We start from the raw sequence: 20,012 nt of genomic DNA on the forward strand, positions 1-20,012 counted from the left end.
GATGGTGAGATAACGATACAACCATCTAGCCATGAAAAATTGGAGGACTGGTCTGGAGATGGTATTTCTGAATCTGATTATGTCGTAATCCCGGCGGATAGTTCTCCTGAGGAAGTGGGTGCAGCATTACGACTGGCTTTTTCACGTTGTAGAAGTTATGTTTGACGATAAGGTAACAGTTTATTTTTGCATTGATTATTCATGATCTTTGATTTAGAGAGTTAATTAATATGGACACGTAATCACTATTATGTGTCCGCTAATTATCTCGAAAAGATTCAAATAGTTATTAAATGAGCCTGACCGCTAAAATTACGGTGGTGAAATAATGAGTGAAGTTTTTAAACGATGGAGAAATGCTAGATGCATGTTTAATGGCGATTTTTACTGCATTGAAACTTTTTCTGGTTATTTTATTCGAAAAAATCCTGAGACAGGAGATGTCATACTGTCCTGTAAGCCACACGATTGGGCCGGATTTTTTGCGGCATTGAAGGGGACAACTATTCTCGACGATTTTCTGAATAAAGAAGAGTGGTGTCAGCAAGAACAATCTTGTGATCCATTCGAAGGATGGAAAGAATGAGCGCCGTAAAAATACGGCGCTATTATTTGAAAACGAAGAAATTATTTCAGTCGGGCAAAGCAGCGAGCAGCTGCATCAACAGTACGCTGAATATCTTCATCAGTATGAGCAATAGACATAAAACCCGCTTCAAATGCAGAAGGCGCTAAATAAACTCCTTCATCAAGCATCAGGTGGAAGAAATGTTTAAAACGCTCAATATCGCAATTCATCACATCCTGATAGCAAGTGACGGTTTCTGCATCAGTAAAGAAAATACCGAACATCCCACCAACATGGTTGATTACCAAAGGAATGCCAGCCTCTTTTGCTGCTTTCGTCAGGCCGGTAGCCAGATTATCTGTTAGCTCGGTTAAACGTTGATGTACACCGGGTTGAGAAACTTCTTTCAGACAAGCAAGACCGGCAGCCATTGCAATCGGGTTGCCGGATAGGGTTCCTGCCTGATAAACAGGGCCAATTGGCGCTAGTTTCTCCATCACTTCATAACGTCCGCCGAAAGCGCCAACGGGCATGCCGCCGCCAATGATTTTGCCAAGGCAAGTTATATCGGGTTCGACACCGTAATAAGATTGTGCGCCGGCGAGGGCGACGCGGAAACCTGTCATCACTTCATCAATAATCAACAGAGCGCCGAACTCATCACACAGCGCGCGCAGACCGGGTAGGAATTCTGGTTGTGGCAGTACGCAGTTCATATTACCGGCGACAGGTTCGACAATAATACAGGCGATCTCTTCAGGATATCTTTCAAACACTTCCCGCACGGAGTCCAAATCGTTATAGGTACAGGTTAGCGTATGTTTGACGAAATCAACTGGAACCCCCGGCGAGTTGGGTTGGCCGATAGTCAGGGCGCCAGAACCGGCTTTCACCAGCAGACAATCTGCATGGCCATGATAACAACCTTCGAATTTGATGATTTTATCGCGGTTGGTATAGCCACGAGCTAGACGAATAGCACTCATGGTCGCCTCTGTACCTGAGTTAACCATGCGCACCATATCCATTGATGGTACCAGTTCAGTCACCAACTGCGCCATTTCTACTTCGGCAGCAGTGGGTGCACCGAAACTCAATCCTTGTTCTGCGGCTTTGATAACGGCATTACGGATAGCGCTGTGGTTGTGTCCCAGTACCATTGGCCCCCAGGAGCCGACATAATCGATATAGGCTTTACCATCAACATCATAGAGATAAGCGCCATCAGCATGTTTGATAAACAACGGAGTACCGCCAACACCGTTAAACGCACGTACCGGCGAGTTGACACCGCCGGGAATAAGTTGCTTTGCCTGAGAATAAAGGATGTCGGATTGGCTCATGAAAGGCTCCTGAATCTATTTTTAAGTGGGTTTGTCGTTTGCCCCCGGATTATAATGCTCTTAGAACGATAATTCCGGGTTTATTCTTGACATATTCAAGAAATGGCGAATCGACAACTTTTTTATTCGCAGCCAGTGAGGAGGCATTCCTAAGCATTGGACCATGATCTGTCATAATAAAAATCCCGGTATGTGTGACATCCAGTCCGGCAAGATGGGTATATATTCCTATATAATCGCCTGTTTTTAAGTTCTTAATAACGGAATCATTGACCTTATCACCTGGAATATATTTAATATCTCTTTTGATAACGCCCAATCCGGGGATATATTCACTACCATCCGGCTTTATATTCAGATTTTTGGTGATTTTTATGTAAGAGGCACTTATTTCATCTGTTACATCTTTGGCATTTAATTTCTTTCTGGTTGACCAGTCGGTAAAGAAATGTTTTCTTTGCAAGAAATTAATTTTTCCATCGATATATCTTGTCTGGATGAGTTTTTCTATAAAATCATTTTGGTCGTTAGATTTTCTCAGAGATTCTACGTAGTCAAGAAAAGTAAAACAGTCCAGCCCGCTAAAATCTATGACTAATTTTTCAGGTTCTGCAGGAGAACCGATCAGTTTGTTTGCAGCATAAGGCGTGTTCAGGAACTTATAAGAGACATTTTTTATTATTTCACCCGGATTGTCTTTATTGGCGGGTTTTACCTGATTTTCTATAATATCGTTAATTTTTTTCGCGGTATCATTGTCATTGTCATTGTCATTGTCAATGTCAACTTGTCTGCTGTGAGCTGTACATCCCGCCAGGGTGACAACCAGCATAAGTGGCAATATTTTTCGCATAAAAACTCCCTATTGTTCCTTTGATAAACATTTAGCAAGGTAACTAATAATCATAATAAATCAATATTTTTTCCTCTTGACTGTTAATTGATTAACGGATGGTTTAACTATATACCCGTCATCTTGCAACTTGAAATCTATTGGGTATAGGTGACAGTTTTTTAGCGGTTCGGGGGCACCGATAATGACAAAACTTGAACGAATCAATCAGGTATTGGATAATTCGGGTTATTAATAATCGGCGAATTTTGAGGTCTTCTCAATATTTTTGCCGGGTTCCGGTTTGGAGTAAAAAATGATGAGCAATGATATGGCGTTACCTTTACAGTTTACCGATGCTGCCGCTAACAAAGTGAAAATCTTGGTTTCGGATGAAGAAAATCCAAACCTGCGTTTACGGGTTTATATCACGGGTGGCGGTTGCAGCGGATTCCAGTATGGTTTTACTTTTGATGATCAGATCAATGAAGGGGATATGACCATTGAGAAACAAGGTGTTGAGCTGGTGGTTGATCCGATGAGTTTGCAATATTTGGTTGGCGGCTGTGTTGATTATACCGAAGGTCTGGAAGGTTCTCGTTTTATTGTTACCAACCCTAATGCGAAGACAACTTGTGGTTGTGGCTCTTCTTTCAGTATCTGATTCTGGCTATTTGTTTCCCGTAATTGAGTCTGAATGATATGACCTATTACGGGAGTCTCTTTTAATCCGATTAAATGATTTTGCTTATCAAGAACCTTTGTCGTTCAATTGCTGGCATAGTTGTTCGGCTGCCAGAATGATGCGCGGTCCTGCGCGGTGAAACCAATCTTCATTTAATGTAATCACTTTGGCATGTAATTGTGGATGCCAAAAATTTTCAATTAATTTGATCTGCTCCTCCCCACCGCTGATAACAATCATCTCAGGTTTTCGAGTGAGCACTTGCTCACGACTTACCTGTGGCCAGGGAACAGGGCTGTTAGCAAAGATATTTCTGCCACCGCAGATGGAAAGCACTTCACTTTGTAGTGTATGTCCTGAAGCGGTAAACAGAGGATGAGTGCCGAATTGTAAAAAGACCGGTTTTGGTGTGATAGCGGCATATTTTTGTTTCAGAGCGGCAAAGCGCAGGCGAAGTTCAGTCGCGGATTTTTTTGCCTGTTCAGGGTGTGGGCTGTATTCAGCCAGTCGTTCTAAATCCTGAGCTATTTGTTCGGTGGTTTCTGGATCGGAATAAAAGATCTTAATACCAAGAGAAGCGAGCTGTTCCAGTGGGCGTTGGGGATTACCTCCACGCCATGCCAGAATGATATCGGGTTTAAGGATGACAATGCGTTCCAGATTAATTCCCTGCCAGTTAGCCACTTGTTCAAGTTTATTGGCTTGAGGAGGATAATCAGAATAAGCACTGGCCGCGATCAAATTGTCACCTAACCCGGCGGCATAGGCTAATTCTGTGGTTGATGGGGATAAACTAATTACCCGCAGAGGCTTGGCATACAGCGAATAACTGAAACCGTTGAGAAACAATAAAAGCGATAACCAAACTGAACTTAGGCTTTTTATCCATCTCATTTGGCATACTCTCTGAAATATTAAATGTGCTGCTGGCAAACACGCCCTTGATATTGCCGCAGGGCGTGATTCTGCTGATAATCTATTATTTATTTTTGCCCAATTCGATCAGCATTGCGTTGACCATTAATGTGGATTGGCGGGCTGCCACCGAAAGAAATTCATCAAAGCTGAGATGAGATTCTTTATCTGCCACATCAGAGATAGCGCGTACAATAACAAACGGGGTGTTGTATTGTTGGCAAACATGCCCTATCGCTGCGGCTTCCATTTCTACCGCCGTGACTTGTGGGAAATTAGCCCGAATACGTGCCAGTGGCTCTGCACCGTTAATAAATGCATCACCGCTGCAAATTAGCCCACGTATCGCATTCAGATTCAGTGAATGAATACACTTTTCTGCTAATGTGATTAGCTGGCTATCCGCCACAAAAGCGGGAGGGCATTGCGCCATTTGCCCCGGCTCATAACCAAAAGCAGTGACATCCGCATCGTGATAGCGAACTTCGCTGGATACCACGATGTCACCAATTTGCAATTGCGGATCAAGCCCACCCGCTGAGCCCGTATTAATAATCACATCGGGATGACAATGTTCAAGCAGCAAAGTCGTACCAATTGCAGCAGAAACTTTACCAATACCCGATTTTAACAGTGCGATCTCCACGCCGTTGAGTTTACCGGTATAGATTTCGCAGCCACCTTGCGACAATGTCTGGCGATCTTCAATTTGATCACGCAGTAAAGTCACTTCTTGCTCCATAGCACCTATCACGCCTACTTTCATTATGTCATACTCGCTGTTGATTAATTAATCATATATACCCGTCGTCTTTCAAGTTGCTTCTTTGTTGGCTGCACTCACTCACCCCGGTCACAGAGTTATCTATGTGACCGGGGATTTGCTCCCTTGCCGCCGCGATGCATCTTGAAATCCATAGGGTATAAAATCATTCAGTTCTTGAGTTTAACATCGAATACGGAACAATCAGATAATCTGTGATGTAAAACAGTACTATCTCACAAGTAGGGGGATCAATGTCTGGAATAGACTTTAGTCAGAAGCTTAATTATCAACGTAAATACAGTCAGTATGATGTTGATCCTAATAATGAAGAGCAAGTTATTTGCCAGTTTGAAAGTGATCGCGGACGGATAATCAATTCAGCGGCTATTCGCCGTTTGCAACAGAAAACACAGGTTTTCCCGTTGGAACATAATGCTGCCGTTCGCAGTCGTTTAACTCATTCATTAGAAGTGCAGCAAATTGGGCGTTATATTTCGAAAACCATTATCAATGAATTGAAATCGCGTAATCTGTTGGTTCATTATGGGTTGGATAAACGTCTGTTGCCATTTGAAAGCCTGATTGAAATGGCCTGTTTAATGCACGATATTGGTAATCCACCTTTTGGTCATTTTGGTGAAGCTGCGATTAAAGATTGGTTTGCCAGAAAGCTCAATCCTAATTTTGACCCGGAAAATATGGGGCAAAAAGATCAATGTGAAATATTGGCATTGCATTTGAGCGGTGATGCGAAAAAAGATCGCTTCCGTCGTCAATTACGTAAAGATTTATGTCAGTTTGAAGGGAATGCTCAGGCGATCCGTATGGTCCACAGCCTGCTAAAACTCAATCTGACTTATGCCCAAATTGGCTGTATTCTAAAATATACGCTGCCTGCTTTTCGTCTTGAAGAAGAACCGAATCAATTTGATTACCTGATGAAAAAACCAGGTTTTTATTGGTCGGAAGAGGATTTTGTCCGTGAATTACGTCGTGAGCTTAACATGGGGGAATTTTGTCGCTTCCCACTGACTTATATTATGGAAGCTGCAGATGATATCTCTTATTGTATTGCTGATCTGGACGACGCGGTTGAAAAAGATATTTTTGGCGTGGATATGCTGGTGGAATATCTCAAACAGGAGTGGCAAGAAAGTGGCGGTCATCAGGCTGGGGATCTATTCGAGGTGACTATTAACGAGGCTTATAAGAGAACGCTTGGTAACGAATTACGCCGTAGCCAGCAAGACCAATTCTTTATGTATTTAAGGGTTTATATTACCGGTAAGCTTGTGCCTTATACCGCCCGTCGTTTTATTGATCATTTACCTGCGGTTTTTGCAGGGACATTTAATCAGGCATTGCTTGAAGATAAGAGTGAAGAGCATCGGTTACTTAAAACGCTGAAAAACGTTGCTTGTAAAAGGGTATTTAATCATCCAGAAATTGAAGAACTAGAGTTGCAAGGATACAAAGTTATTAATGGGCTATTGGATTTTTACTACCCATTATTGAAAATGCCCCGTCAGCATTTTATGGAATTAAACCAAAATGATTGTCACGAAAAGTATTTTATTGAAACCAGGTTGTTGCACAAACTTTCCACAAAACATCGTCTGGCTTACAGTGAAGCGGTAAAAGGGATGATTACCACTGATGAATCGGAAGAAGACCTGATAGAGTTCTATTACCGCGCTCGTCTTATTCAGGATTACATCAGTGGCATGACAGATAATTATGCCTATGAAGAATACTGCAAATTCACAGTACGTAATTAATGCCTCAACCGTTGTTCAATATTTTTTGTGCAGCGGTGAGGACATTGTCTATTTCATCTGCCAGTTCCAGCAATTCAGGCTCTATATCCGTGAATGAAACACCTTTTTGTAATTGTTGTTCAATCAATTGGCAGAGTGCTTTTAGTCGAGGCACGCCGCCGTAACAGCAACTGCCGTGCAGCTTATGGATCTGTTGCGGGTAGTCTTCAACCATTTCCCCTGACAAAACTGCCTCTGTCATTGCTTTAATATCTGGCAATAAATCTACCAGCATTTGCAGCATATCCAGCGCAAGCTGCTCTTTTCCTGCGGATTGTTGCAGGGCTAATTGCCAGTCAATATGTTGTGGCTCGAACGTTTTGACATACCGGCTTAGCATGGCTCTTAGACGATGTTCATCCAATGGTTTGGTCAAAAAACCTTTAAATGGCGACTGAGCTGTATCAACCTTAGGCCGACAGGTATAGGCGGTGACCGCAATGATCGGGGTATTACGGTGTTGTGGTAGCTGATGGATGCGTTCAGAAGTGCAGATGCCATCCATACCCGGCATATGAATGTCCATGAGAATGACATCAAAGTGGTGATCATTTGCCGCTTGCAAAGCTTCTTCTCCACTGCTGCACAGAACTGTTTTTTCCCCGATTTCCTCTAGTAACGAGCCTATCAATTTGAGATTAGCTGGATTGTCATCAACGGCCATGGCTGTTATTGGTAAACGAGAGGGATGGGTAAGTAATTTTTGTGGCATAGCGGATCCGGTCAGAATGAAATCATCTTTTTCCAGCCATAAATCAAAATGAAAAACAGAACCTTTGCCCTTTTCGCTGGTAAAACTGATATTTCCGCCCATTTCGCGGATCAGTTTTTGGGTAATCACAAGACCAAGGCCGGTACCACCATAGCGGCGGGAGATACTGGCATCTGCCTGATGAAAAGCCTGAAACAGATGAGGTTGCTGTTCAGGGCTGATACCGATACCCGTATCGCTGACAGTTATTGTTAAATTGATTTTATGATGTTGTTGTTGCGCCAAATTAATATTTATTTCTACTGAACCTTGTTCAGTGAATTTAATCGCATTACCGACAATGTTGGTTAATATTTGCTGGAGACGCATAGGATCACCTATGATTAAATTCGGTATTTGCGGATCAACACTATGAGTAAGCCGAATGTTCTTATTTTGGGCGCCAGGTGTCAGTAAAACAATCACCTCATCAATAGTTTCTTGTAGGAGAAATGGAATATTTTCTAGTATTAACTTATCAGCCTCGAGTCGTGAAAAATCCAATATGTCATTGATAATATTCAACAGGTTATTGGCAGAACGTTCGATAATATACAGATATTCAGTTTGCTGTATTGTCAGGGATGTTTTCAGGGTTTGGCGGGTAAAACCAATGACGCCATTCAGTGGTGTACGTAATTCATGAGACATATTGGCCAGAAATTCTGTTTTTATTCTGGCGGCTTCTTGAGCGCGTTTCTTCGCTATTGCCAGCTCAACATTCTGAATTTCGAACTGTTCCATTGTTTCCCGCAAATCGGAAGTTGCTTGATCAATGTCGTGTTGCATCTCTTCTTTATAGCTAGAAAGGGATTTTGCCATTGCATTAATGCCATTTTTCAGCGTATTGAGTTCACCAAAATACTTTCCGCTGACACGGCTGTTTAACTGTCCCTGACGAATTCTATCAACAGTACGGACTATTTCGCTGATAGGTTTCGTGATTTTACGAACCAAGTAGTAGGCAAATAATGATGCTCCGCCGAGGCAAATGATCAAGATTAATATAAAGAGAGCCATATCTTTATATCGCTGTAAGTGAGCGGCTCGTAAGTCAAGATCAATGGCGATATAACCAATGGGATGCAGAGAGGGGGGATCTGTATTCTGTTGATTTTTGGATAAGTGATGCTCTGAAATAATTGGCATACGTAAAACAATGCTGTTTTTGATCTCCACTTTTGCCAGAGTGGTGGGAAGTGGGGTATTTGGTGCGATTTGTAGTTGAGTTGAATCGTATTTATAGTTTGATATATCAAATAGTTGATTATCATCATTAAAGATAGCAATGGCTCGAACTATCTCAGAATTTCTGCGGTGAAGCCTGGTTATCAATGAATTGACACGTTCACGGTTATGCAGGTTTATGCCAATTTCACTGGCGATAGTCAGAGGTTCAATAATACTGATTCCGGATCGGACGATCTGGTTTTTGATTTCACTATAGTGGTAATAGATAAACGATACACTGAGAAACATGCCAATTAGTAGAATTGGAACTAAAAGCAGGCTCATCATTCGAATGAGTAAACTATATTTGGTCATAGGCATCTATGTATGGGAAAATAAGGGTTTAGAGCCTACCCCAATAGGCGTCATTGTTACAGGCTGTTCTTGTGAATGAACAGTGAGCGCAGCCAACAAAGAGGCAACTTGAAAGATAACGGGTATAGCCCTGTTGGGATAGGTAGTTAATAACTCATAGTCCAAGAATCATGGTGCAATTTTATTCCCCTAACCGCCGAACAATCAATCGACATATCATCACAGTCACTGCGGATAATCTGGATGCTCAGGGACAGGGCGTGGCTCGTCATCAAGGTAAAACCATTTTTGTCGCTGGGTTGTTGCCCGGCGAACAGGCACAGGTCCAACTAACCGAAGAGAAACGTCAGTTTGCAAAAGCAAAGCTGATCAAGCGTCTTTCTGACAGTCAATATCGTGTAAGTCCCCGTTGTCCGCATTTTGGCGTATGTGGTGGTTGTCAGCAACAACATGTTGCGCCTGATTTGCAACGTGAAAGCAAAGCCAGTGTTCTGGAACATCTTATCCGGCGGGAAACCGGTGTCACCGTCTCCGCTAAACCCGTGATTCTCAGCCCTGAATATGGCTATCGGCGCCGGGCAAGACTTGGCCTACAGTATCAAATGAAACAACGTCAACTGGTGATGGGCTTTCGGCAAAATCAATCCAATGAAATTGTTGCTGTAAAAAGATGCCCGGTTTTGCAGCCGGAATTGGAACAGTTATTGCTGCCATTATCTCAATGCCTGAGTAATTTGAAAGCAGCCAAACGGTTGGGGCATGTGGAGCTGGTGCTGGCAAATAATGGGCCATTGATGATATTGCGTCACCTTGATCCCTTGAAAGGGGAAGATAAAGAGAAATTATGCACGTTTGCGGTGCAACATCATGTCGCTGTTTATCTGATGGCAAATGAGACCACACTTGAGCCACTTAATAGACCGGAGGAACCTTGGTATCAGGTAGACGGATTGAAACTGGTGTTTAGCCCCAGAGATTTTATTCAGGTTAATGATACGGTCAATCAGCAAATGGTAGCCCAGGCGATGGAGTGGCTCGATTTACAACCCAATGACAGAGTCCTTGACCTGTTCTGTGGTATGGGGAATTTCACCTTACCTATTGCGCGGAAAGTACAGGCTGTGGTCGGAGTGGAAGGGGTTGCCACGCTAGTAGCTAATGGGCAATATAATGCCAGATTAAATAATTTGGATAACATATCTTTCTATCATGAAAATTTGGAAGCTAACATACATCAGCAGCCTTGGGCGAAGCTGGGATTTAACAAGGTCTTATTAGATCCGGCGCGTGCGGGTGCAGCAGGAGTAATGTCACACATCGTCAAGCTAGCCCCTGAAAAAGTGGTTTATGTCTCTTGTAATCCAACAACATTGGCGCGGGACAGTAAGACGCTGCTTGAGGCTGGCTATCATATTATCAGTGTGCGGATGTTGGATATGTTTCCGCATACAGGTCATTTGGAGTCAATGGCGCTATTTAGCCGTATGGATTGTGGCGGGTAGTTGCTATGAAGTAGTCAGGAGAGATTATGGTTGCGATAAGAAGTGCTCATTTAACCCCTGCGGGAGAATTTGCAGTACATAACTGGATCGCGAGTTTAAGTATCGTGAATCCTCAATTGAGTGAGAAATTAGCCGAGACCTGGCGTTATTGTTACGAAAAAGCGCAAAATCATCCTGATTCAGAACTTCTATTATGGCGTGGCGTAGAAATGGTCGAGATCCTTTCCACGCTGAGTATGGACAATGACAGTATGCGCGCTGCGTTACTGTTTCCATTGGTTGATGCCAAATTACTCGATGGGGAAACGGTCACAGCAGCGTTTGGTGGTGCGATTACCAATCTGGTGAAAGGCGTCATGGAAATGGATGCTATTCGTCAGTTGAAAGCCACTCATAACGATTCAACCTGCTCTGTGCAGGTTGATAATGTCCGTCGCATGTTATTGGCCATGGTGGAAGATTTTCGCTGTGTTGTTATCAAACTGGCGGAGCGGATTGCGCATCTGCGGGAAGTCAAAGAAGCGGCTGAAGATGAACGGGTATTGGTTGCTAAAGAGTGTTCCAATATTTATGCGCCATTAGCTAATCGTCTGGGAATTGGTCAACTCAAATGGGAACTTGAGGATTACTGCTTCCGTTATCTCCATCCTGATGAATACAAAAAAATTGCCACTCTATTGCATGAGCGTCGAATTGATCGTGAGCAGTATATTGATCACTTTGTCAGTACATTACGTAAATATATGCTCAAAGAAAACGTAACGACTGAGATATACGGGCGTCCTAAACATATCTACAGCATCTGGCGCAAGATGCAAAAAAAATCACTGGCATTTGATGAGCTGTTTGATGTTCGGGCGGTGCGGATTGTGGTTGAACGTTTACAGGATTGTTACGCGGCTCTGGGAATAGTACATACTCACTATCGCCATTTGCCGGATGAATTCGATGATTATGTTGCCAACCCAAAACCCAATGGTTACCAGTCTATCCATACAGTCGTGCTTGGGCCGGGTGGTAAGACACTGGAAATTCAGATTCGTACCCGTCAGATGCATGAAGATGCTGAATTAGGGATTGCTGCCCATTGGAAATATAAAGAGGGAGCAACAGCGGTTAATCGTGCGGGATATGAAGGGCGTATTGCATGGCTGCGTAAACTGATCGCATGGCAGGAAGAGATGGCAGATTCTGGCGAAATGCTGGATGAGGTTCGCAGCCAGGTGTTTGATGATCGAGTATACGTATTTACGCCTAAAGGGGATGTTATTGATCTGCCTGCGGGCTCTACGCCACTGGATTTTGCTTACCATATTCACAGTGATGTGGGGCATCGTTGTATCGGGGCAAAAATTGGTGGCCGTATTGTGCCATTCAGCTACCAGTTGCAGATGGGCGATCAGATTGACATCATCACGCAAAAACAGCCAAACCCAAGCCGCGATTGGCTGAACCCAAACCTGGGATATGTCACGACAAGCCGTGGCCGGGCGAAAATCCATAACTGGTTCCGCAAACAGGATCGAGATAAGAACATCATTGCGGGGCGTCAGATGTTGGATAACGAACTGACACATTTGGGGATTAGTCTAAAAGAAGCCGAAAAGCTACTCATTGCCCGTTATAACGTCCACACACTTGATGAAGTCTTGGCAGGAATTGGCGTTGGTGATATTCGTATCAACCAGTTGATTAACTTCTTGCAAAGTAAATTTAATAAGACGACTGCAGAAGATGCAGATCGGGAAGCGCTTCGTAATTTGGAAAGTAAACCTCATGTACAGCGTAGTTCTGCTAAAGACAATGGGCGGATTGTGGTAGAAGGTGTGGGTAATTTAATGCATCACATAGCGCGTTGCTGTCAGCCAATTCCGGGGGATGAGATTGTTGGTTTTATTACCCGTGGGAGGGGAATATCGATCCACTGGGTTGACTGTGAACAACTGGCAGAATTGCAGGCAAATGCGCCTGAAAGGGTAGTGGATGCGGTTTGGGGAGAACATTATTCCAGTGGTTACTCATTGATTGTGCGTGTTGTTGCGAACGATCGCAGTGGATTACTGCGTGATATCACCACGATTTTAGCGAATGAAAAGGTCAACGTGCTTGGGGTGAGCAGCCGTAGTGATGTAAAACAGCAGATTGCTACCATTGATATGAAAATTGAGATTTATAACCTGCAAGTACTGGCACGGATACTGACGAAAATCAATCAGTTACCAGATGTCATTGAAGCCAAACGTCTTCATGGCAACTGACCGCAGGGAAATTGGGATAAAAAATGAAATCATCTGCCAACAAAGAGGCAACTTGAAAGATGACGGGTATAAAACGGTTATTAGAGATTATGGCGCAGTTGCGCCATCCTCAACAGGGATGCCCCTGGGACAAACAACAGACATTTAAAACTATCGCACCTTATACATTAGAAGAGACTTATGAAGTCATTGATGCCATTGAGCGTGGTGATTTTTCTGATCTAAAAGAGGAATTGGGCGATCTGTTATTTCAGGTGGTGTTCTATGCTGAAATGGGCAAAGAGCAACAATTGTTTGATTTTAATGATATCTGCGATGCGATTAGCGATAAACTGGAGCGCCGCCATCCACATATTTTCGGTCATCAGCAGGATATCAGCGGTGATGTGGCTATCGGTGGTTGGGAAAAACATAAGGCGCAGGAAAGAGCGCAAAAAGATCTCCATTCGGTGCTTGATGACATTCCGGCAAGTCTGCCTGCGTTGATGAAAGCGTATAAAATACAGAAACGTTGTGCCGCGGTTGGTTTTGACTGGGATACTTTGGGGCCGGTGCTGGACAAAGTTTACGAAGAGATCGACGAAGTGATGGATGAAGCTCATCAGGCGGTGGTTGATGAACAACATCTGGAAGAAGAGATTGGTGATTTACTGTTTGCCGTTGTGAACTTGTCACGTCATTTGGGGTACAAACCTGAACTTGCATTGCAGAAAGCATGTAATAAGTTTGGCAGTCGTTTCAGAGAAGTGGAAAAGCTGATTCTGGGCAAAGGCCATACGTTGGAAACGGCGACACTGGAAGAAATGGAACAAATGTGGCAGCAGGTTAAGAAACAGTAATCGGAAATAATAGTCTGAAAACTGGAATTTTTATTTTTTTAGAGGAAAATTTATGTTGAATAAATTTTCCTGAGCTTTGTTTGAAAAAGAATTAAATATTTCTCAATTGGCTATTCTATTATTTAATGATGAATGTCTTTCTCGTTTTTCCAATGATAAGTTTTTTCAAAAAAGAATATTTTCAAGAATAGAAGATAGAGTTGGAATATCGTTTTCACCATTACTCAATAATTTTAAATGTACGGAAGAGGTTTACTCAATGCTTATGGATATTAATATATTTATACATCAAAAGGAAAATCAATACCGATTGAGTTTAAGGGAAAATCAATGTATTGTGTTTATACCCGTCATCTTTCAAGTTGCCTCTTTGTTGGCTGCACTCACTCACCCCGGTCACATAGTTAGCTATGCTCCCGGGGATTCGCTCCCTTGCCGTCGCGACGCATCTTGAAATCCATAGGGTATAGTCATTATTTGTATTTACATTCCAGGACGAAATTTCCGAAAGACTCACAAAGGACGTTGTTTAGATTTTGGTTTTAGAGGGTTGTATGAATTTAATAATGGCTGATGCATTGGAATATAAAGGCAGGATAAAAAAATTTGCGTCCGGGAACAAGAATGTCATTATATTTCTTTGTTTCTTATTACTTCCGGCAAAAGCCAGTGGTGTAATTGAGTTCTTAATTATCTTGTCTTCGAATATTGTTACTCCAGAGAACTACATCAAATCGTTTTATTTCTCTTCCATATCCTTAATAATCTATGTGTTATTTTATTTGGTTAATATAAGGTTTTTTCCCACGGCAAGAAAAAATTCAATCGTTGTTTCTTTGGTAGATAAAAAAACATTGTTTCTTTGTAGTATCATTTTTTTCATTTATAGTGCTTTCCCGATGATTATTTTCTTTTCTTTAGGTTTTTTTTCTGGAAATGCTAATTCTTTATATTATTTTTCATCTGTGTTGTTTTTGATTGTTTCTTTTGCTGTAATTGGATTTTGCTTGTTTGAGTTAAATTTATTATGTTTTATTTTGGTTGCTGCATTATTTATTTTTTCTGCATCATTGAGAAATGGAGTATTGTATAATTTTATTTTTACATTGGCTATTTTATTAATAGCGTTTAGATTATATTTAAATCCTGTGTCATTTTACTCAACTAATCAAAATAAGAAGTTGTTTTCATCAGGATTATTTTTATCACCTTATATTGTAAATCTACGATATCATTTTCATAAAAATAAAATATCGTCATTTATTATGTTATTATCTGTTCTGATTTTATATATATTATGTGAAAGTGCATTTTCTCAAATTCCAGCCAAAGCTGATTATATATTATTAATATATTTCAGTGTTGTTATCTATATATGCATGTTATTGTTTTATAATCTCTCATATATTGAAATAAGTCGCCTTTCATATTTATCCAATTTTTTGTCTATGCGAAAAATTTCACTTTATAATTATTTGGTTTCTTTGTTTTTATTTTCTATTTTAATTTCTGCTTTTTGTTTTTTTGTGGTCAAATCATTTCCTGTTATTATGTTTATATCCTATGTTTTTCTTTCAGTTATTCTCTCATTTATTTCTTTATTGAGAACTCAGTATACGAAACTTATTATTCTTTGTATTATTGTCTCTTTTACATACTTTTTTGGGGTTATTTATGCTTGAAGTTGTTGGATTGGAAGTGGTTATTAATGATAAGACTATTCTTTCAGGAAGCAATTGTAATTTTCATGTTGGGTTAAACCGTGTTGCCGGAGTTAATGGAGTGGGTAAAACGACTTTTCTTTCAAGTATTGCGGGTATGAACAAGGTTAAAAAAGGAATGGTTAACTTGATAAAAAAGGAGAAAAAATATCGATTTAGTTTGCAGAAACATGGTTTTTACGTCTCAGACAATATTGATTTTTATAACTTTATTACTGGGATGGATGTGATAAAGCTATGCAAACGTTATAGGAAAAATAATCTAAGACATCAATTAGACTACTATTTAAATGGTTTTGGCATATCTAAATATTCTGGTATTGAATATGGGCAAATGTCACTTGGCACAAAAAAGAAATTCTTATTGACCTCTGCTTTTATTACGGATGCAGATGTTTATATTTTTGACGAACCAACAAATGGCCTTGACTCAGATTCTATAACATTTTTAATAGAATTGATGATTTCTCTTGCAGAAGAGAAAATTGTTATTTTTAGCTCACATGATGACAGCTTTTTGCAGGGATTAAACTTCACCACCTATGAAATAAAATAATACAGCATGGGGAATAAAATATCCTGATTAGTAAGAATATAGCGTTGTCCGAATGTAAAAACATAAAACAACGCAATTGCCGTTAAACCTCAGTAATTAATGGCAGTAATCCCAAATTCAATAACTGAATTTCAATATCATTGGCTTTATCAATATCATCCTGATTTTCACCGTCAAAAATGCCTTGTTTGGTGATAATTAATGTCCCCAATTGTTCTTTAGCATTGGTAATAGGCAAGATTTCAGCTGCCATTGGTAATAATGCGGGATCTATAACAAAGGGTAAATAAATCATCCACCCAGCACTTAACCTGTCGGGGAATACCTGATTTTTCTTCAAGGTATAACCGTTAGTTTCTACCATAATGTAGGGAGCATTACGGCTGAGAACTAAAAAGGTAATAAAATCAATCAACCGTGAAAACTGAAAATCTTTTTCGTTAATATTGAGATCTATTCTTATTTTGGTTTGTCCTAACCTGTCACTACGGTAGTTTCTGTAGGATATAGAACAGGCAAGGTCATCAATTTCACCATCCCAGATTTTCTGGACAATAAAAGGTGGTATTTCCTTATAGTCATTCTCAAATGCCTCTATTACCTTTTTCGTTGCCCCTTGTTCATCAAAGGCAGTGTGTTCTAATGCCTGCTTACGGGAGTGTCCGGGAAGAAACCAAATCTTGTGATATCCAAAGAATAGATCAATCTGTTGCGTTATCTTATACAAATCAGTGAGTGCCATTTGTGGAATCAACGATTCTTTCCAGTCAAAATACAGTTCTATTTCCAGTGATAAAATAGCCATTTATTACCTCGTCTATCCAATTAAAGGGGTGTGAAATACTTTAACGTTGGGATGCCCAGAGAATTCTTTCGAATAGTAAGTTGCACTCATAGGTTCCATAAAATGCCAGTGGGAGCGTGGAATGCTATTCAATGAGGTACATACTTCTTGTTGTCTACTAGCTTGCTTTATCATGGAGTTATCTCCCGTCCACCATTCCATTGGCTTTCCATTCCTAAAAAACTGATCATACTTAGCTTTAGATTCCAGAAACAGGCAGGCTTTTGGTCGCCAGCCATCAAAACTGACCCCCAGACATTCCCATACTTGTATGAGTTTTGCGTCCGGTTTGTAAACGGTTTTGGCTATCTGGAGTTGATAATCAAGGGTAACCTGTGAATATGAACGGGTGCTTTCCCAACTGGGACTCACTTTCTCAATGGCGGGGCAAGCCTTGCATTCTTCCCTTGTTGTACTGATCACATCCGTTCGGGCTTCCTCTTGCTCTTTTTCATCATCCTTGTCTTTTGTCATTTCCGTAACGCCGAGGCCAACACCAACGCCAACCAATATGCCCGTAAGGGCTGATGCTGCATATTCAGCGGCAGTCAGAGCGACCGGAACTACCAGAGGTAAAGGCATGTTAATTTCTCCTTTTCAACAAGTTATCTATTATTCTCAAGATATCTTTGTATTGTTGTTCCGGGTTTTCCCCTGCTTCAAGGGCATTTTTGATTTCTGGTACACCGTGGAAGTTACGATTAAATGCTGTTAAATAAAGGTATGAGTTAATCAGCTTTTTATCTTTAAAGCCCAAGTCTTCGATTAAATACCGATAGGCTTCTTTAAGTCGCTTATGCAAATTTTTCTCATCCTCATGCACAACCAAGTCGGCATGTTCTGACAAAATGCATTGCCTGATTTTTTCAATATAAGTATCGTCCTCTATATCAATGATTTTATCGAATTGTTCCTGAGTCAGTATAATCATGGCATCACCCCTTAACTCATAAGCTACTATTACCTATATTGGGTCTTCTATCTGTGTTAAATTCAGACGAAACGATCACGATGAAAGCAATCATACTGTTTTTTAATCAATTAAGGCAATAAAATCATTCGACGTTGAAAAGAACCAATAACGATTGGCTTCATGAAAAATGAAGTTTGTGTATGTACTCATGTCTACATTGGAAATGCGGTGAAAGGGAAAATAACCTTATTTATACCCTATGGATTTCAAGATGTATCGCGACGGTAAGGGAGCGAATCCCCGGGAGCATAGCAAACTATGTGACCGGGGTGAGTGCAGCCAAAAAAGAGGCAACTTGAAAGATAACGGGTATATTTATGCGCAGATTATTTGTAGCGTATTTAAGGTTAGGGTATACTGCTTTCCCGTCCTGTTATATCCATCATCTTTAAACCTAAACTTTCAGGTTCAGCATGAAAACTAATTATATTTTTGTGACCGGCGGGGTCGTATCCTCTCTGGGGAAAGGCATTGCCGCAGCCTCTTTAGCGGCTATACTCGAAGCCCGTGGACTCAATGTCACTATTATGAAACTGGACCCATACATCAACGTTGATCCGGGGACAATGAGTCCAATCCAGCATGGGGAAGTTTTCGTTACTGAAGACGGCGCTGAAACTGATCTCGATTTAGGTCACTACGAGCGTTTCATTCGCACTAAAATGACGCGTCGCAATAACTTCACTACGGGCCGGATCTATTCCGAAGTTCTGCGTAAAGAGCGCCGGGGCGATTATTTGGGTGCGACCGTTCAAGTTATTCCTCACATCACCAATGAAATTAAAGATCGCATCATCAGCGGTGGTGAAGGTCATGATGTGGTGCTGGTAGAAGTCGGTGGTACTGTCGGTGATATTGAATCCTTGCCATTCCTTGAAGCTATTCGTCAGATGGCGGTAGAAGTTGGTCGTGAACATACTTTATATTTGCACCTGACATTGGTTCCTTATCTGGCAGCGGCTGGAGAAGTAAAAACCAAGCCAACTCAACATTCTGTAAAAGAGCTTCTTTCTATTGGTATCCAGCCAGATATTCTGATTTGCCGGTCAGATCGTGTCATCCCTGCTAATGAACGGGCAAAAATCGCGCTTTTCTGTAATGTGCCGGAAAAAGCGGTTGTCTCTCTGAAAGATGTTGATTCCATTTATAAAATCCCAGGGCTATTGAAATCTCAAGGATTAGATGATTATATTTGTAAACGATTCAGCCTCGATTGCCCGGAAGCAAATCTGTCCGAATGGGAGCAGGTCATTTATGAAGAAGCGAATCCTTCCGGTGAAGTGACTATCGGGATGGTTGGTAAGTATGTTGAACTGCCTGATGCTTATAAATCCGTGATCGAAGCGTTAAAGCACGGCGGATTAAAAAATCGTTTGACTGTTAACATTAAGCTGATTGATTCGCAGGATGTTGAAACCCGTGGTATCGAATTATTAAAAGGTTTGGATGCGATTCTGGTTCCAGGTGGCTTCGGTGGTCGTGGTGTGGAAGGCAAAATCATGACAGCCCGTTATGCCCGTGAAAACAAAATTCCTTATTTGGGGATTTGTCTCGGAATGCAAGTCGCATTAATCGAGTTCTCGCGCCATGTTGCAGGTATGGAAAAAGCCAGCTCAACAGAATTCGAACCTGATTGCCGATTCCCGGTTGTTGGCCTTATCACCGAATGGCGTGATGAGGACGGTAATTTAGAAGTGCGTAGCGAAGAGAGTGATCTCGGTGGAACGATGCGTGTGGGTGGTCAGCCGTGTCACCTGATAAAAGATAGCCTGGTTCGTACCTTGTATGGTGCGGATACGATCATTGAACGCCATCGTCATCGTTATGAAGTTAATAATTTGCTGCTGAAACGCATTGAAGATGCTGGTCTGCGGGTAGCAGGTCGTTCAGTAGATAATAAATTGGTGGAAATTATTGAGATACCCGATCATCCCTGGTTCGTGGCTTGTCAGTTCCATCCAGAATTTACTTCTACTCCTCGTGACGGTCATCCGTTGTTTGCCGGTTTTGTAAAAGCCGCCGGTAAATATCAGAAAGGCCAGCTCAAATAAGATGTGCAGTAAGTGGCAGTCTGAAATGTTCTGCCACTTACTTGAA

General features: G+C 41.4%; 19 protein-coding genes. 11 read left to right on the top strand and 8 right to left on the bottom strand.

Annotated elements, in window-relative coordinates; genetic code table 11:
* Nucleotides 1–165: contact-dependent growth inhibition system immunity protein (locus tag BO26_RS13060; RefSeq protein WP_236637457.1), on the top strand; the 165-nt coding region annotated here is incomplete at its 5' end.
* A 163-nt stretch (nucleotides 166–328) separates the two neighbouring features.
* Nucleotides 329–586, top strand: coding sequence for an AbrB/MazE/SpoVT family DNA-binding domain-containing protein (locus BO26_RS13065; protein ID WP_036772007.1), 258 nt, complete (start codon nucleotides 329–331; stop codon nucleotides 584–586).
* A gap of 41 nt (nucleotides 587–627) precedes the next feature.
* Here the strand turns inward: BO26_RS13065 and hemL are convergent, their stop codons facing one another.
* Nucleotides 628–1,911, bottom strand: coding sequence for a glutamate-1-semialdehyde 2,1-aminomutase (hemL, locus tag BO26_RS13070; RefSeq protein ID WP_036772008.1), 1,284 nt, complete (start codon nucleotides 1,909–1,911; stop codon nucleotides 628–630).
* A gap of 49 nt (nucleotides 1,912–1,960) precedes the next feature.
* Nucleotides 1,961–2,764, bottom strand: a complete 804-nt coding sequence (locus BO26_RS13075; RefSeq protein ID WP_036772009.1) for a DUF1460 domain-containing protein — start codon at nucleotides 2,762–2,764, stop codon at nucleotides 1,961–1,963.
* A 298-nt stretch (nucleotides 2,765–3,062) separates the two neighbouring features.
* On the opposite strand from BO26_RS13075, the gene erpA reads away from it, so the two are divergent.
* Nucleotides 3,063–3,407, top strand: coding sequence for an iron-sulfur cluster insertion protein ErpA (gene erpA / locus BO26_RS13080; RefSeq protein WP_036772078.1), 345 nt, complete (start codon nucleotides 3,063–3,065; stop codon nucleotides 3,405–3,407).
* 87 nt (nucleotides 3,408–3,494) lie between these two features.
* On the opposite strand, the gene btuF is transcribed toward erpA, so the two are convergent.
* Nucleotides 3,495–4,322: a vitamin B12 ABC transporter substrate-binding protein BtuF gene (gene btuF / locus BO26_RS13085; RefSeq protein ID WP_072023258.1), complete on the bottom strand. Its 828-nt coding sequence runs from the start codon at nucleotides 4,320–4,322 to the stop codon at nucleotides 3,495–3,497.
* A gap of 85 nt (nucleotides 4,323–4,407) precedes the next feature.
* Complete coding sequence (gene mtnN, locus BO26_RS13090; RefSeq protein ID WP_036772010.1) at nucleotides 4,408–5,109, bottom strand: 5'-methylthioadenosine/S-adenosylhomocysteine nucleosidase; 702 nt, start codon at nucleotides 5,107–5,109, stop codon at nucleotides 4,408–4,410.
* Between the two features lie 251 nt (nucleotides 5,110–5,360).
* Between mtnN and dgt the strand changes: the two genes are divergently transcribed.
* Nucleotides 5,361–6,887: a dGTPase gene (gene dgt / locus BO26_RS13095; protein WP_036772011.1), complete on the top strand. Its 1,527-nt coding sequence runs from the start codon at nucleotides 5,361–5,363 to the stop codon at nucleotides 6,885–6,887.
* 4 nt (nucleotides 6,888–6,891) lie between these two features.
* Here dgt and BO26_RS13100 read toward each other — a convergent pair whose 3' ends face one another.
* Complete coding sequence (locus tag BO26_RS13100) at nucleotides 6,892–9,222, bottom strand: ATP-binding protein (RefSeq protein ID WP_036772081.1); 2,331 nt, start codon at nucleotides 9,220–9,222, stop codon at nucleotides 6,892–6,894.
* A gap of 170 nt (nucleotides 9,223–9,392) precedes the next feature.
* Here BO26_RS13100 and rlmD point away from each other — a divergent pair, with 170 nt between their 5' ends.
* The 6 genes from rlmD (at nucleotide 9,393) to BO26_RS13125 (ending at nucleotide 16,098) form a co-directional block, all read left to right on the top strand.
* Nucleotides 9,393–10,724, top strand: a complete 1,332-nt coding sequence (gene rlmD, locus BO26_RS13105) for a 23S rRNA (uracil(1939)-C(5))-methyltransferase RlmD (RefSeq protein ID WP_036772014.1) — start codon at nucleotides 9,393–9,395, stop codon at nucleotides 10,722–10,724.
* A gap of 26 nt (nucleotides 10,725–10,750) precedes the next feature.
* Nucleotides 10,751–12,982 carry a GTP diphosphokinase gene (gene relA / locus BO26_RS13110; RefSeq protein WP_036772016.1) on the top strand — a complete coding sequence of 744 codons (2,232 nt, stop codon included), beginning with the start codon at nucleotides 10,751–10,753 and terminating at the stop codon, nucleotides 12,980–12,982.
* Between the two features lie 59 nt (nucleotides 12,983–13,041).
* The gene (gene mazG / locus BO26_RS13115; RefSeq protein ID WP_036772019.1) at nucleotides 13,042–13,821 is read left to right on the top strand and encodes a nucleoside triphosphate pyrophosphohydrolase; all 780 of its coding nucleotides are present in this window, start codon (nucleotides 13,042–13,044) and stop codon (nucleotides 13,819–13,821) included.
* Between the two features lie 76 nt (nucleotides 13,822–13,897).
* Entirely contained in the window at nucleotides 13,898–14,275 is a 378-nt protein-coding gene (locus BO26_RS24895; protein WP_072023259.1) for a hypothetical protein, read from the top strand.
* A gap of 112 nt (nucleotides 14,276–14,387) precedes the next feature.
* The gene (locus tag BO26_RS13120; RefSeq protein WP_157835555.1) at nucleotides 14,388–15,503 is read left to right on the top strand and encodes a hypothetical protein; all 1,116 of its coding nucleotides are present in this window, start codon (nucleotides 14,388–14,390) and stop codon (nucleotides 15,501–15,503) included.
* A complete protein-coding gene (locus BO26_RS13125) occupies nucleotides 15,496–16,098 on the top strand; it encodes an AAA family ATPase (protein ID WP_036772021.1) in 603 nt (200 codons plus the stop codon). The genes BO26_RS13120 and BO26_RS13125 overlap by 8 nt, the downstream gene beginning before the upstream one ends.
* 82 nt (nucleotides 16,099–16,180) lie before the next feature.
* Here BO26_RS13125 and BO26_RS13130 read toward each other — a convergent pair whose 3' ends face one another.
* From BO26_RS13130 to BO26_RS13140, 3 genes are read right to left on the bottom strand one after another with little or no spacing between them, the layout of a single operon-like run.
* Nucleotides 16,181–16,903, bottom strand: coding sequence for an Imm52 family immunity protein (locus tag BO26_RS13130; protein WP_036772031.1), 723 nt, complete (start codon nucleotides 16,901–16,903; stop codon nucleotides 16,181–16,183).
* A gap of 12 nt (nucleotides 16,904–16,915) precedes the next feature.
* A complete protein-coding gene (locus BO26_RS13135; RefSeq protein ID WP_036772032.1) occupies nucleotides 16,916–17,524 on the bottom strand; it encodes a restriction endonuclease fold toxin 5 domain-containing protein in 609 nt (202 codons plus the stop codon).
* A gap of 1 nt (nucleotide 17,525) precedes the next feature.
* A complete protein-coding gene (locus tag BO26_RS13140) occupies nucleotides 17,526–17,873 on the bottom strand; it encodes a hypothetical protein (RefSeq protein ID WP_036772033.1) in 348 nt (115 codons plus the stop codon).
* 455 nt (nucleotides 17,874–18,328) lie between these two features.
* On the opposite strand from BO26_RS13140, the gene pyrG reads away from it, so the two are divergent.
* The gene (gene pyrG, locus BO26_RS13145) at nucleotides 18,329–19,966 is read left to right on the top strand and encodes a glutamine hydrolyzing CTP synthase (protein WP_036772035.1); all 1,638 of its coding nucleotides are present in this window, start codon (nucleotides 18,329–18,331) and stop codon (nucleotides 19,964–19,966) included.
* The last annotated feature ends 46 nt before the right edge of the window (nucleotides 19,967–20,012 follow it).

The organism is Photorhabdus australis DSM 17609 (assembly GCF_000711895.1).
Classification (GTDB): Bacteria; Pseudomonadota; Gammaproteobacteria; order Enterobacterales; family Enterobacteriaceae; genus Photorhabdus; species Photorhabdus australis.

Bases quoted from the DNA above. Each gene is read 5' to 3' on its own strand.
- BO26_RS13065 (WP_036772007.1), top strand. From the start codon at position 329: ATGAGTGAAGTTTTTAAACGATGGAGAAATGCTAGATGCATGTTTAAT.
- hemL (WP_036772008.1), bottom strand. From the start codon at position 1,911: ATGAGCCAATCCGACATCCTTTATTCTCAGGCAAAGCAACTTATTCCC.
- BO26_RS13075 (WP_036772009.1), bottom strand. From the start codon at position 2,764: ATGCGAAAAATATTGCCACTTATGCTGGTTGTCACCCTGGCGGGATGT.
- erpA (WP_036772078.1), top strand. From the start codon at position 3,063: ATGAGCAATGATATGGCGTTACCTTTACAGTTTACCGATGCTGCCGCT.
- btuF (WP_072023258.1), bottom strand. From the start codon at position 4,322: ATGAGATGGATAAAAAGCCTAAGTTCAGTTTGGTTATCGCTTTTATTG.
- mtnN (WP_036772010.1), bottom strand. From the start codon at position 5,109: ATGAAAGTAGGCGTGATAGGTGCTATGGAGCAAGAAGTGACTTTACTG.
- dgt (WP_036772011.1), top strand. From the start codon at position 5,361: ATGTCTGGAATAGACTTTAGTCAGAAGCTTAATTATCAACGTAAATAC.
- BO26_RS13100 (WP_036772081.1), bottom strand. From the start codon at position 9,222: ATGACCAAATATAGTTTACTCATTCGAATGATGAGCCTGCTTTTAGTT.
- rlmD (WP_036772014.1), top strand. From the start codon at position 9,393: ATGGTGCAATTTTATTCCCCTAACCGCCGAACAATCAATCGACATATC.
- relA (WP_036772016.1), top strand. From the start codon at position 10,751: ATGGTTGCGATAAGAAGTGCTCATTTAACCCCTGCGGGAGAATTTGCA.
- mazG (WP_036772019.1), top strand. From the start codon at position 13,042: ATGACGGGTATAAAACGGTTATTAGAGATTATGGCGCAGTTGCGCCAT.
- BO26_RS13120 (WP_157835555.1), top strand. From the start codon at position 14,388: ATGGCTGATGCATTGGAATATAAAGGCAGGATAAAAAAATTTGCGTCC.
- BO26_RS13125 (WP_036772021.1), top strand. From the start codon at position 15,496: ATGCTTGAAGTTGTTGGATTGGAAGTGGTTATTAATGATAAGACTATT.
- BO26_RS13130 (WP_036772031.1), bottom strand. From the start codon at position 16,903: ATGGCTATTTTATCACTGGAAATAGAACTGTATTTTGACTGGAAAGAA.
- BO26_RS13135 (WP_036772032.1), bottom strand. From the start codon at position 17,524: ATGCCTTTACCTCTGGTAGTTCCGGTCGCTCTGACTGCCGCTGAATAT.
- BO26_RS13140 (WP_036772033.1), bottom strand. From the start codon at position 17,873: ATGATTATACTGACTCAGGAACAATTCGATAAAATCATTGATATAGAG.
- pyrG (WP_036772035.1), top strand. From the start codon at position 18,329: ATGAAAACTAATTATATTTTTGTGACCGGCGGGGTCGTATCCTCTCTG.